Raw genomic sequence first — 12,411 nt, 5'->3', positions numbered from 1 at the left:
TCCGCAAGTTGTAGTTGCGGACGCAAGCCTGCGCTCGTTCAGCTTTCGATTCTAGGTGGGGTTAAATTCGCGCTTACGAACAAGCTTTACTTTGCGTTCCGCGAGCTCGGCCGCGTGATCCGCACGATGTTCCTGCTGCGGTACATCAACGACCCGGAGATGCGCCAGACCATTCACGCAGCGACGAACAAGAGCGAGCAATTCAACGATTTTGCAAAGTGGCTGATGTTCGGCGGCGAAGTCATAGCTGAGAACGTCCGGCATGAGCAGCGCAAGGTCATCAAGTACAACCAGCTCGTCGCGAACATGGTGATTCTCTACAACGTCCAATGGATGTCGCGGCGGCTCAAAGTACTGCAGGAAAAGGGGCTGCCGGTCGACGCCGAGGTGCTGCAAGCGCTCTCGCCGTACCGGAAGGATCACATCAACCGCCTCGGGTCCTATCTGCTGGATCTTCAGCGGAGGGCCCCGCCGCTTGATGTGAGCATTGATTTCTCTTTTGAATCAGCTGCTTAAGGCCATTTTGGCGAAAATTTCACGAATCCCGGCCGACCCTCATATTAGCGACCTGCTACCGTTCAACTTCGCTCGACAGCAAGCCGTTACCGGGTAACTCCGATCGCTACCGCGCTGGGCCGAAGTATTGGTCCCACTGTTCCGAATCGGGATCGAGTCGGCGCACAATCGCGTCGTCTGCCCGCGCGATCAACCGTTCCAGCATCTGGCGCTTCGTTACCGAGTAACGGCGAGCTAACCGCGTCAGAGCAAGATACGCTTCCGTGCTCACCCACATATCCAGACGTCGATCACCGTTGCCGTCCTTGCCTGCCGTCTCGCGCCTTGCCCGATAAGCCGCCTGCCGCTGCGCCGTCGTTTGCGTCATCTCGCATCTCCTTCGTTACCCGGTAACTATCGATTCGAAACATGTTACCCGGTAACACGTCACCTAACGACGTGTGGCGGATTTAGCGCTTACAGATGAACATGGTGTTCGACAACGCCGAGCTTCAGCGAATGAACGAGGCGCAACGCGCAAAGGTACGGGACCTCGATGTCACGGATCGCCGCTATGAACCGCCCCGGGAATGTAGGAGACTTCAGATCTTGGCTGTAGACGGAGATTTGAAGTATGGAAAACGAAAGCAAAGCAAGGAAGCCCAACGGGACGCGGTATTCGGATGAAGTGTAGGCGCGAGCGGTCCGGATGGTTTTTGAGCACCAGCACGAGTACGGCACGCAAGGGTCGGTGATCCGCTCGATCGCCGCGAAGATGGGGATGTCGCGCGAGACGCTGCGCAAGTGGGTCAATCAGGCCGAGTGCGACCGCGGCGAGCGGCCTGGCGCGACGACTCAATCAGGCGTTGCATGAACGCCAGCCGGCACCCGGACTGATTCATCATAGCGACCACGGGGCCCAATATCTGAGCATTCGGTACACCGAACGTTTGCTGGACGCTGGGGTGCAACCATCTGCGGGCAGCGTCGGCAATTCGTACGACAATGCGTTGGCCGAGACCATCAACGGGCTATACAAGGCTGAGGTGGTGCATCGGCGGGCATGGCGTACGCTGCAGGACGTTGAGCTCGCGACGCTCGAATGGGTGCACTGGTACAACCACCATCGGCTGCTCGGCCCGCTCGGGTACGTGTCGCCGGCAGAAGCGGAGGGAGCTTACAATCGGAATCTGGCGCTGTCCGCTCGCGCGGCGTAGCGCCAAACTCGGCAGTCTCCGACAAACCCGGAGCGGTTCACCATTGACCGCGCAACACCACCTTCCAAACTGATCACGTTCGCCGAAACGCCTGATCACCATCACCGAAATCCGCAACGCAATCGACTAGCATCGGCATTTTGCATTTTCTAGGGTATTGCAATGGACCTGCCTCAAACTAACGATGTCGACCCGGCGACAGTCTTCGCATGGCTGCACAACTTCAGACACCTGCGCATTCGGTTCGAACGCCTCGCGACCATGCACGAGGCGCTCATGAAAATCGCGGCCTGTATCATCTGCCGGCGACAGCTTCAAAACTCATTGCGTTGGAGCTTCTAGGCGGCTCGTCAGGATCGTCACTATTTAGATTCATTCATAATTCTCGCCAACTCAATATCACTTCTAGCACCCAACTTCCTCTTTGCAGAATTTTTTTGATTACTAATCGTCTTTGGACTCCTACTCATTCGCTTTGCAATTTGATCAATCGATAATCCATCGCAAATTAATCTCGCAACAGCAGCCTCACATTTCGATAGAGAAGAAACTCCATTCACACCTTTCCTTTGATTAATCAATGAATAAATCACAGTTCCAGCCAGTGATGGGGCCAGATAGATTTTCTGAAGATACGCATCTCGAATGCCAGTGGCTAGTCTAGAGAAGTCCGCCCCCAATTTGCTAACAAATCCTGCAGCACCGGCTTTGAGAGCTCGAGAAACGATTTCAGGAGTTGAAGACGCACTAAAAAACAAGACTCTAGTTCCCGGAGAAATGTCCTTGACAATCCCCAATAAACGCGCGCCATCTATGCGAAAATCATCTTCAAATTCGAAGTCGCATATCAATACATCAATTCGATTATTTCTGATGGCCTCCAGCATCTCTCGAACGCTATCCTTTCCAAAAATCAATTCTATATCATTAATTCCACTCAAGGCGGATGAAATTCCAGCAAGAACCACTGGCTGGCTGTCAGCAACACCAACTTTTATCTTTTCCATCTGCACTCCTTATATTTTTCATGACAAAAAGATTTTTAAAAGTAATGCAAGCGGTAGTTATTGCAATCATCGTTACGGAATACTTTCTCGTCAGCTAATACCTTGATTTACAATTATTGATTTTTGGGAATTCAATTCGCAAGCACATATCACGTTTCGCGCACCTCGTACGCCCCAAGCTCGCCTACCTAGCAAGAATGAGGAAGTGACTGTGTGAGCGTCGCCTGAAATTTCGCCTTCCAAGATGTCGTGTATAAACTCGACGGAAAGGAAGGCAATCACGCATGTGTAAGGTACCGAAACTGGTGTACACGGCGGAGTTCGAACGGGCCGCAGCAAGCGGGTCGAGGATGGCCGGGGAATGGCCATAGTGGCGCGCGAGCTGGGCATTTCTGAGCAGACGCTTCGCAACTGGGTAAAGGTTGAGGCGACGGGCGAGCACAGCGGCGCCGGATCGAAGCCGGTCAAGCCGGAGCAGATGGAGCTTGAGATCAAAAAAAACAGGGGCATACGAACCGGGAGGGAGTCGGCTGGTCCCCCAAGCCGCGTATGACGGCGGCTTTCGTGACGGACGTGTTGACGATGGCATGGTTTCGCTGCCGTCCCGCTCTCGGCGCACGGTGCCACTCGGATCGGGGCAGCCTGTACGCGAGTCACGAGTTCCAGCGCAAACTGGCCGCCTACGACATGCGCTGCTCGATGAGCCGCAAGGGAAATTGTTGGGACAACGTCCCGACGGAAGGCTTCTTCAACAGCTTGAAGAACGAACGGGTTCACGCCACGCGCTACCGGACGCATCAGGACGCGAAGGCCGATCTGTTCCAATACATCGAAGAGTTTTACAACCGCAATCGTCGCCATTCGTCGCTTGGTTGCGTTTCTCCGGAGCGGTTCCTTCGAGACTGGATCAAAGCTCAGCAGACCCAAAACGCCGCAGCATAACTCGGGACCGTTGGAAGGCGAAAAATCGAGGGAACCGTTGTGAAGTGTATAGCAAATCAATAATCTTGTGATTTGTTAGATTCATCGCAACGATAGTTGATGCCCTCACATTTTTATGGTTCATCAAGGATTACCGTGGAAGGCGGCACGGATTTTGAGGAAGAAGTAATCCTGGTCGCGGTAGCCGCAAGCTCGACGCTTGATGACCTTGGTGGTGTTGTTGATGCCTTCGACGATGCTGATATAGAGCGGACGGCGGCAGCGGGCCAGGATGCCGTGCCAGTAGCGCTGTAGACGTTGAGCAAATCGTTGCATCGTAAGAGACGGTTTCATAAAGGCTGCTGGGCGCGCCGGAGGGTATTCCAGCAGATCAGGCAGCAACCGAGTTTGAGGAACGCGCCGTGAATGTCAGCACGGCGCTCGAGACGAATACGGAGGCGACGGAAGTGTGAACCGCACCGGGAATCGTGGAGGCTGGTTGGTTTAAGTTAATGCGGACACGTCAGCGGCATTTCTGAGTTGTCTGTAGTAGTTTGCCTCAGCTTCAGCGGGCGGGATATAGCCGAGCGGTTCCATCAGCCGATGATGGTTGTACCAGGCGACCCATTCCAGCGTTGCCAGTTCGACGGATTCCCTCGTTTTCCAAGGGGCGAGCCGATGAATCAGTTCCGTCTTGTACAGGCCGTTGATCGTTTCGGCCAGCGCATTGTCGTAGCTGTCGCCCCGGCTGCCGACTGAGGGCTCGATGCCGGCCTCAGCCAGCCGTTCGCTGTAGCGAATGCTGACGTATTGAGACCCCCTGTCGGAATGATGAATCAAAGTCCCGTCCTCGCCCGGTTGGCGGGCGTACAGCGCTTGTTCAAGTGCATCCAGAACAAAGTCCGTGGTCATCGACGAGCTGACCCGCCAGCCAACAATACGGCGGGCGAAGACCTTGCAGATCGGCTCGACCCCGAAGGTGTCGCGATGCTGATCAATGAAGGCCTTCAGGACTTGAAACGGCGGTCGAGCTCCGCCTGAGCGAAAAACGCGCTCGCCAGTTTGAGAATCTCGTTGGTCCGGCGCAGTTCCTTGACCTCGCGCTCCAAGGCTTTGATGCGTTCACGCTCGGCCGTACTCACGCCATCGCGCTCTCCACGGTCGACCTCGTTGCGCTTAACCCAATCCAACAGCGTCTGCGGCGTGCAGCCGATCATCGGCGCAATCGATTCGACTGCCGCCCACATCGATGGGTGCTCGCTACGCTGCTCGCGTACCAGGCGCACTGCGCGCTCTCGGACTTCCGGGGAAAACTTGCTTGGCTTCTTGTTCATGGCTCCATTCTCTCAAGAGTTGGAGCCTCCACAAAACTCGGGGCGGTTCACCCCACAAGCAGCAGAATCAGCACAAAGAACGAGTTTGCTCGAAGCATGAATTCCTACTCCTTATTTCGACGACGACGCATCACAGGGCACGCAACGCACCATTCCAGTGCTATTTCACTTTTTCCCGTCGAGCTTCGTTCCCGTCGCAGCGGTGTAACGCTCGACATACTCGTCGATCAGTTTACGCATAGCTCGGCCGATCTTGCGGTAGTCGGATTCGTTCAGGTTGGCCAGCGACACGCGCCCCGACGGATGCGCAGTGCCGAAGCCGCGCCCCGGCAGGAGCACGACCCGCGCTTCGCGTGCGAGTCGGAACAGAAGTTCGGAAGGCTCGGTATTTTGGAACAGCCATTCAACGAATTCGCGTCCGAACATCCGCTCACCGAGAAACTCGACGTCCAGGATCGTGTAGTAGTCGACCTGGTTCGAATCGTTATCCTCGAAAGCAATGCCCATTTCTTCGTACAGAGCCCGCTTCCGACTGCGGATCAGGCGCTTCAGTGCGCCCTTGTATGCATCGGGCGTATCCATCAGCGAGAACAAAGAAAATAGTACCATCTGCACTTGCTGTGGCGTCGACAGGCCGGCAGTATGATTAAGTGCAACAGTACGGCTGTCGGCGACCATCCGATCGATAAACTTCAACTTCTCAGGCTCGGTGGTAATCGATTCATAGCGCTCGTGGAGCGTCTCCTTCACATTCTTCGGCAACTCGGCAATCAACCGGTCAAGCACGTTATCGCGATGAATGGCGATCGTGCCGAGCCGCCAGCCAGTCGCGCCGAAATACTTCGAATACGAGTAGACGAGGATCGTGTTTTTCGGCGCAAGCGCGAACAGCGATACAAATTCGTCGGCAAATGTGCCGTACACGTCGTCGGTCAGGAAAATCAGGTCGGTACGTTCCTTGACGATTTGCGCAATGTAATGGAGGCTCTCGTCGTCGAGTTTCACCGACGGCGGATTGCTCGGGTTGACGAGGAAAAATGCCTTGACTTTCGGATCGCGCAGCTTGTCGAGTTCCTGCTTCGAGTACTGCCAGTTGCTTTCGACGCCGGCATTCAGGTGCACGACATTCAACTGGTAATCGTTCAGGCCTGGAATCTCGATGTAAGGCGTGAAGATCGGCATGCCGAGCGCAATCGTGTCGCCAGGCTGAATCAGATGATTCTGGCGCATGGTGCTGAAGATATAAGTCATCGCCGCCGTGCCGCCTTCGACCGCGAAGATGTCGAATTCACCGACGAACGGATGCTTGCCGATCATCTCGCGGCGCAGGTATTGCCCGACAATGATCTCGGACAGCTTCAACATCCGGTCCGGAACCGGATAATTCGACGCCAGGATACCTTCGCACATTTCGTACAGGAAATCACCGGCCGAAAGCCCGAGCTGGTCACGCACGTACGAAACCGCTCCCGCGAGAAACTCGACGCCCGGTATGCCGCTGTTCTCGCGCACGAAGAGCTCGAACCGCTCGGTAAGTCCTTCGCGCTTCGGAAATCCGCCCAAACCCTCCGGCATGTACGCGAACGAGCGCTCCGCTTCGCGCATGGAGAAGAGTCCCAGTTGCCAGAACGCGTGGCGCGGAATCGTCGCCAAAAAATTCGGGTTGCCGCGGCCGGCATTGAGCATCGCCGCGTTCGCCGGGCGCTCGACCGCGCCGCCGCCCGCTGCCTTGATCAGTTCGTCCTTCAGTTCGAACGGGCTGAGGGCGGCCAGCTTGGCCCGTTTGTTGTCGTTGCCGACATTGCCTTTTGCCATGATGCATTCTCCAGTAAGGGTAATACGTCGACTTGGTGGACCGTTCTACAGCCGCGCCAGCAAGAAAGAAACAACTGAGCTGCGATATAGCAGCCATGCATCAAACGAGCCCCACGACGAGCGGCCCGAGAAGCGTCAGCAGCACGTTCGCGAGCGCATAAGTCACCGCGAACGGTACGGTCGGCACGGCGCTTTCCGCCTTGTCGAGCACGCCGCCGAACGCGGGATTGGCGCTGCGCGACCCAGCCAGCGCACCGGCCAGGATCGCGGCGTTTTTGTATTGCAGTACGTAGCGACCAAACAGCATCGTCAACAACAGCGGGAAAAGCGTCACGAAAATGCCAAGCAAAAAGATGGTCAGCCCGCTTTGCCTGACAGTGACGGCAGCCTGCAAACCCGAGTCCAGCCCAACCACCGCGACGAACGCCGCCAGGCCAAAATCTTGAAGCAGATGCGATGCAGCCGATGGCATCACGCCGTACATCGGGTGCTTACCACGCATCCAGCCAAACACCAGTCCCGCGAGTAGGCAGCCGCCACCCGAGCCGAGCGTGAGCGGAATCCCCGCGACGTTGATGACAATCAGGCCGATCAATAGCCCCAGCACGATACCCACGCCCATGTAGATGAAATCGGTTTTGATGGTGTACGGCAACTCGTAGCCCGCCGCCTGCACGGCTCGCTTCGTGTCCTCCGGGGTGCCGTAGAACGTGATAACGTCGCCGTGTTCGACTCGCGTTTCCGGCAAAACGGGCAGCGGCTGTCCGACGCGCGTAATGCTCTCGATGTACACGCCGCGACGCAGATCCCGATCGATATTCGTCTTCGCAGCGGCGATCGTCGTGTGATTCATGCCTTTGCGCGTGAATACCGCCTGACGGGTCTGCATCACGACGCTGATGCCATCGGTATCGGCCACTTCGGCACCGATCAGCGGCGCCACATCGACCATCCCTTCGCGACGGCCGACGACGAGCACCACATCGTCCTTTTCGAGCTTGATATCGGGTCGCGGCTCGATCGACTTTCCATGCCGGTGGATGCGCTCAATCGTGATCAGGTCGTCCTGGCTCATCTCGATGTCCGCAATCGTGCGGCCGGACGCATGATTCACGCGATAGGCTCTGCCGACCAGATCCGGCAACGCCGGCAACTGCCCCGGCTCAGCCCCCGCATTGTCGCCAGCCAGCGCCCTTTCTGCTTCGATCGACGCTTCGCGCAAGCCCTGCCCCATGAACTTCGGCACGAGATTTGCACAGACGAGGATCGCGCCGAGCGAGCCGACCACATAGGTCACCGCATAGGCAATCGCCACGTCCGACTGTAGCGATTTGGTCTGGTTGGCGGACAAGCCAAGGCGCGCGATCGCATCGCCGGCTGTCCCGATGATCGCCGACTGCGTCAGTGCGCCGCCCGCGAGTCCCGCAGCAATTCCCTTGTTCAGATGGAAAAGCCTTGCGCACACGACGACTGTAATTAACGCCGAAACCGCAAGAAACAGCGCCATCGCAACCTCACGCAGCGTCTTACGACTCAATGAATTGAAAAATCCCGGCCCCGAGTTGTAGCCAACCGCATAAATGAAGATGGCGAACATCACCGCCTTCACGCCGTTATCGACCGTGACGCCCACCTGGCTGATGACGACCGCCGCGAGCAACGATCCGCCCACTCCGCCCAGCTGGAACTTGCCGAACTTGATCTGGCCGATGAAGTAACCGGTCGCCAGAGAGAAAAACAGCGCGATTTCGGGTGATTTGTGAAAGACGTCATGTAGCCAGTCCATCGTTTCCTCGCAATGAAAGTGCAGAGATTTGTTCACCTCAACCTAGCTTCCCGACCAGTCCGACGACGACTGGCCCCATCAACGGCAACAGGATGTTCGACAAGGCGTAGGTGATCGTGTAGCCAATGACTGGCGTGGAATTGCCAGCCGCACTAACCAGCGCGCTGATTGCTGGCGTACTGCACTGCTGACCGGCGATCGCGCCGAGCAGCATCGGCGCGTCGAGTTTGAGAAGCGCGTGGCCAAGCCAGAGCGACAGCAAGCCGGGCACGAGCACCATAAGAACGCCGACGAGCGGCAGCGCGAGGCCGTATTTGGACAGGAGTTTGATCGCATCCGGTCCGGCCGACAGGCCGACTGCGGCAATGAAGGCGGCGAGCCCGAAATCCTTCAGAACCTGCGCAGCGGCAGACGGCAGCGAACCGACGAGCGGATAGCGTGAACGAACCCAACCGAACAGCAGTCCAGACAGCAAGCAACCGCCGCCGGTGCCGAGTGCAATCGACACACCGCCAATGCTGCCGCTCAAGTGTCCGATCGCGATCCCCACAAGCACGCCGAGGCCGAGATAGGCAAGATCCGTCGCTTCGGTCGTCGCAAGCACGTAACCGAGCTGACGCGCGCCGTGCGCGAGATTCGACTTTGCGCCGACCAGCGTCAGCACGTCACCGGCTTTCAGTTCAGTGTCAGGCAAGGCAGGAATCGTGCTCTCCTGGCGGGTGACGGCTGCAATGTATACACCTCGCGTGTTTTCCGGCGCGTCCAACTCCCGCGCCTGAGCGATTGTTAGCCCCTGCACCTCGCGACGCGTCAGCACCACGTCGACTTTGTCCCAGACAACCACCTCCAGGCCACGCCCCGCGATTTCCGGACCAATATCCGACGCGGCCGCGATCAATGCCGCACGTCGCCCGAATACCAAAATGAGATCACCCGCGGCGAGTACAAATTGAGGCTCGACCAGCAATTTCGCACCGTCGCGCTCGACTTGCTCTACCGTCAAGTTGTTGCCGTACTTCTTTTCGAATGCTGCGATCGTCATGTTCGCACCCGATACGACCCGAAACGCGCGCCCAACCAGAGCGGGAGCCGCTACTCGCTGCCCCTCGCTAAGTGCATCGTCGCCGCCCAACTCGCGCCAAAGACGCTCCGCCTCATCGCGCAAATTGACGCGCAGTAGGAGTGGCGAAAATTGACTGGTAAGCAAGACGATCGTCAGGATGCCAAACAAATAGCAGACGCTGTAAGCAGTTACGATATTGGCTTGCAACTGCGCGGTTTCAGCGCCCGCGAGACCCAACTTTGCGACCGCCTCTGACGCCGTGCCGACCACGGCGGATTCCGTCGCCGCACCGGCAACGAGGCCGGCGGCCGTGCCGGCGTCGAGATGGAGCACCGCAACCGCGACCATCACGACAGATAGAACCGAAACAATTTCCACAATCGACAGCAGGCCATAACGCCAGCCGGAACCTATATTGGCAAAGAACTGCGGCCCGCCGGTGAATCCCAACGCAAAGATAAACAATGCAAACGCGATATTTTTCAGATCCGGCGTCAGCCGGACTCCCAATTGCCCCAGTAACAACGCAACGATCAGCGTGCCGCATACACCGCCCAACTGAATTGGCCCGATTCGGAACGAGCCGATGAGATATCCGATCGCGAGGCTCGCGAACAGCGCGATCTCCGGTTGAAGCTTGAGCCAAGCACTGATCATGATTTGGTTATCCTATTCGCCATGGACATCCTCAAAATAAATCGCGCGGATAAAATATCGATAACGCGTATCATTCGCCACTGCCACCCAATGCATCGTGGTTCATCAACGTAATCTGGAACACAGTTCCGCCCGGCCATCCATTTCTACTGAATCACGTATCTGCTCATTTCCACGACAGCGGATCAAAAAGTACGGCACATTACCGCATTCGGCTCACCTAGAAAACCTTCACCTCAAAAATCGAGGCTCATTACAACAAATTTCAACACATCCACAATCAACCGCCCTAATCATAGCCTCAATACAAATAAATCTAATATCAAAGATTGATTTGCTATAGTTAATGTCTATTTTTATATAATTTCGAATACTTTTACGTCTACAACTACTTCCAACCTATTCTTATTTTTCCCTCCAGCGCCGTCGCCCTTGCTCTTACATGACACCTCAAGTGGATAAACCACATGACGAATTGATGACTCTGCTCAACGAAGTCACCCAGAGACATCGATTGGGAATTCATATCGTTTTTTGTTTCTATCATTTATTGCTCGCTGCCTCATCAAAGTTCACTTGTTCCACATCCCCAGAAATGAGCGATGCACTTGTATGCACGGCAGCATATCAGTTGCCCCACCACGACAAATCCCACATTTTGGGAATTACCCGGAGCTATTTCCGAAGGTCCGTTTCGCCTCGATCTCGCTTTGCACATTCAAGGTGCATGCGCCTGCGACATTACAGATTCGCACAATTATTATTTCGACATCCCAACCAACTCAGGAAGTTAGCCCAAACCAACACTAAGCAGGATCTTATATCGACTCCCAAAACAATCGAGAGCATGTGTCATCCTAGTAAATAATTTAATGCAAAACAAGAAGGAAACACTGCTTTACGCAGTTCCATCCCCCTGGGGAGACGCGATGTGGCTACGCGTTCAAGTCGTGATGGTTCTGTTCACACACCTCACCAGCGGCCCAAAGGCGCAGGCAGGCGCTGCGAAGGCGAGATAGTTGCTGGAGTTGCCCCCGTAACACAGGACACGCGGACACCGTTAGGTCGATGACACCGCAGCACGCCTGAACTCGCGAGGCGAGCGGTATTTCAGAGCTTTATGCGGGTGGCGCTCATTGTAGTGTTCAAACGCAATAGCCAGACGCGAAAGGTAAGCGGCTCAGCGCGGCCAGTTCGATATTCGCGCGCGCGTGGGGCATGATGTGAGAGCTTGGCAAGTTCCGCATGGATCACGTGAGATCGTGGGCACGATCTGGATGTGCTCGGCAAAGGGGGGAAGCTCGGCAAGGTGGCCTTACCGTCGCTCGCTTGGACTGCGCTGGATCAATATCTCGCGCAGCGCGGCCTACCGGTCACGCCGACACGCTGGAACCCGACGGCGCCGCTCGTCGCGAGCCTCGATGAGGATGGCGCGGGCATCGAATCCAGACGGCTCTGGCGCGTGCTGCGCCGGTTCTTCGTGCTGTCGGCTGACGCGATCCAGGACGAGCGGCCGGCAACCGCCGAAAAGCTACGGCGCGCGAGCCCACACTGGATGCGGCACACCCACGCGTCACACGCACTGGCGCGCGGCGCCGAATTGATCATGGTGCGCGACAACCTGCGACACGCATTGATCTCGACGACTTCGACCTACCTGCACAGCGACGAGGTGCAACGAGCCCGGCAGTTCGATCAAGCGTTTGGCGCGAGGGATCTCAAGTAATCGCTCTCTTATGAGAATTTATGCATAAGCACGGGTATTTTTATAACTTCGAGGTTTATGATAGGAAATTGCGCTTTTAGGCACAGTTCCCGGTTATGCCCAGCTCGTGACGGGTTAAGTTCTGCAGATCCCGTGGGGTGTCCGTCATAGCCAGTTGGCATCTGAGCCGTCTGCGCATAATCGGGGCAAGCTTCCCCGATCGGTCATTCCGGCCGACGGGAGAAGCTCATGAGTCGGCCCTGAACAATCCGCCAAGACTTATACAGCAAGGCTCGTGGGCTGAAGTGGTGTTGTGGGAATTGCAAGGTGCAGGCATATTGACGCGTGTTTCCTGCAAATTCTGACGAGGTCTGGATGGGGCCGAAGACGCCGGTGACGGAGGGAGATTTC

General features: G+C 56.5%; 9 protein-coding genes, 6 pseudogenes and 1 other annotated feature. Of the genes and pseudogenes, 6 read left to right on the top strand and 9 right to left on the bottom strand.

Annotated elements, in window-relative coordinates; translation table 11 throughout:
- Positions 1-516, top strand: a 516-nt coding sequence (locus tag WS91_RS00945; protein WP_231751956.1) for a transposase, incomplete at its 5' end; no start/stop codon positions are given.
- Positions 517-622: 106 nt separating this feature from the next.
- On the opposite strand, the gene WS91_RS00940 is transcribed toward WS91_RS00945, so the two are convergent.
- Positions 623-883: a hypothetical protein gene (locus WS91_RS00940; RefSeq protein ID WP_045598729.1), complete on the bottom strand. Its 261-nt coding sequence runs from the start codon at positions 881-883 to the stop codon at positions 623-625.
- A 321-nt stretch (positions 884-1,204) separates the two neighbouring features.
- On the opposite strand from WS91_RS00940, the gene WS91_RS35340 reads away from it, so the two are divergent.
- Together WS91_RS35340 and WS91_RS00930 are read left to right on the top strand one after the other, a co-directional pair.
- Entirely contained in the window at positions 1,205-1,369 is a 165-nt protein-coding gene (locus WS91_RS35340) for a transposase (RefSeq protein WP_156432254.1), read from the top strand.
- Positions 1,350-1,712: pseudogene (locus tag WS91_RS00930) on the top strand (integrase core domain-containing protein); the annotation flags it as partial. The gene WS91_RS35340 and the pseudogene WS91_RS00930, both read left to right, overlap by 20 nt.
- A gap of 362 nt (positions 1,713-2,074) precedes the next feature.
- On the opposite strand, the gene WS91_RS31645 reads toward WS91_RS00930, so the two are convergent.
- Positions 2,075-2,719: a response regulator transcription factor gene (locus tag WS91_RS31645; RefSeq protein ID WP_082717416.1), complete on the bottom strand. Its 645-nt coding sequence runs from the start codon at positions 2,717-2,719 to the stop codon at positions 2,075-2,077.
- A gap of 361 nt (positions 2,720-3,080) precedes the next feature.
- Between WS91_RS31645 and WS91_RS38080 the strand changes: the two genes are divergently transcribed.
- Complete coding sequence (locus WS91_RS38080) at positions 3,081-3,272, top strand: transposase (protein WP_394335899.1); 192 nt, start codon at positions 3,081-3,083, stop codon at positions 3,270-3,272.
- A pseudogene (locus WS91_RS00920) lies at positions 3,233-3,661 on the top strand (DDE-type integrase/transposase/recombinase); the annotation flags it as partial. The gene WS91_RS38080 and the pseudogene WS91_RS00920, both read left to right, overlap by 40 nt.
- Before the next feature lie 123 nt (positions 3,662-3,784).
- Here WS91_RS00920 and WS91_RS31640 read toward each other — a convergent pair.
- From WS91_RS31640 to aspT (WS91_RS00895), 6 genes and pseudogenes are all read right to left on the bottom strand, one after another.
- Positions 3,785-3,976, bottom strand: a pseudogene (locus WS91_RS31640) (transposase); the annotation flags it as partial.
- 14 nt (positions 3,977-3,990) lie between these two features.
- Positions 3,991-4,110: pseudogene (locus WS91_RS31635) on the bottom strand (IS5/IS1182 family transposase); the annotation flags it as partial.
- 34 nt (positions 4,111-4,144) lie between these two features.
- A pseudogene (locus WS91_RS31630) lies at positions 4,145-4,974 on the bottom strand (IS3 family transposase).
- Positions 4,584-4,693, bottom strand: a sequence feature (AL1L pseudoknot). (Overlaps the previous pseudogene by 110 nt.)
- 165 nt (positions 4,975-5,139) lie before the next feature.
- On the bottom strand, positions 5,140-6,789 hold the full coding sequence (locus WS91_RS00905) for a bifunctional aspartate transaminase/aspartate 4-decarboxylase (protein ID WP_059669587.1): 1,650 nt from the start codon (positions 6,787-6,789) through the stop codon (positions 5,140-5,142).
- A gap of 100 nt (positions 6,790-6,889) precedes the next feature.
- Positions 6,890-8,575 carry an aspartate-alanine antiporter gene (gene aspT / locus WS91_RS00900; RefSeq protein ID WP_059669586.1) on the bottom strand — a complete coding sequence of 562 codons (1,686 nt, stop codon included), beginning with the start codon at positions 8,573-8,575 and terminating at the stop codon, positions 6,890-6,892.
- Between the two features lie 37 nt (positions 8,576-8,612).
- Entirely contained in the window at positions 8,613-10,295 is a 1,683-nt protein-coding gene (gene aspT / locus WS91_RS00895; protein WP_059584092.1) for an aspartate-alanine antiporter, read from the bottom strand.
- Positions 10,296-11,562: 1,267 nt separating this feature from the next.
- Here aspT (WS91_RS00895) and WS91_RS00890 point away from each other — a divergent pair.
- A pseudogene (locus tag WS91_RS00890) lies at positions 11,563-12,021 on the top strand (tyrosine-type recombinase/integrase); the annotation flags it as partial.
- Between the two features lie 203 nt (positions 12,022-12,224).
- On the opposite strand, the gene WS91_RS37085 reads toward WS91_RS00890, so the two are convergent.
- Positions 12,225-12,411, bottom strand: a 187-nt coding sequence (locus tag WS91_RS37085; RefSeq protein WP_231751955.1) for a hypothetical protein, incomplete at its 5' end; no start/stop codon positions are given.

The organism is Burkholderia sp. MSMB1498 (assembly GCF_001526245.1).
GTDB lineage: Bacteria > Pseudomonadota > Gammaproteobacteria > Burkholderiales > Burkholderiaceae > Burkholderia > Burkholderia savannae.
Note: the sequence above shows the minus strand (reverse complement) of the source record. Positions and strands in the feature narration are given on the sequence as shown.

Coding starts and splice junctions, on each gene's coding strand:
- WS91_RS35340 (WP_156432254.1), top strand. CDS start 1,205: ATGGTTTTTGAGCACCAGCACGAGTACGGCACGCAAGGGTCGGTGATC.
- WS91_RS00940 (WP_045598729.1), bottom strand. CDS start 883: ATGACGCAAACGACGGCGCAGCGGCAGGCGGCTTATCGGGCAAGGCGC.
- WS91_RS00905 (WP_059669587.1), bottom strand. CDS start 6,789: ATGGCAAAAGGCAATGTCGGCAACGACAACAAACGGGCCAAGCTGGCC.
- WS91_RS38080 (WP_394335899.1), top strand. CDS start 3,081: ATGGCCATAGTGGCGCGCGAGCTGGGCATTTCTGAGCAGACGCTTCGC.
- aspT (WP_059584092.1), bottom strand. CDS start 10,295: ATGATCAGTGCTTGGCTCAAGCTTCAACCGGAGATCGCGCTGTTCGCG.
- aspT (WP_059669586.1), bottom strand. CDS start 8,575: ATGGACTGGCTACATGACGTCTTTCACAAATCACCCGAAATCGCGCTG.
- WS91_RS31645 (WP_082717416.1), bottom strand. CDS start 2,719: ATGGAAAAGATAAAAGTTGGTGTTGCTGACAGCCAGCCAGTGGTTCTT.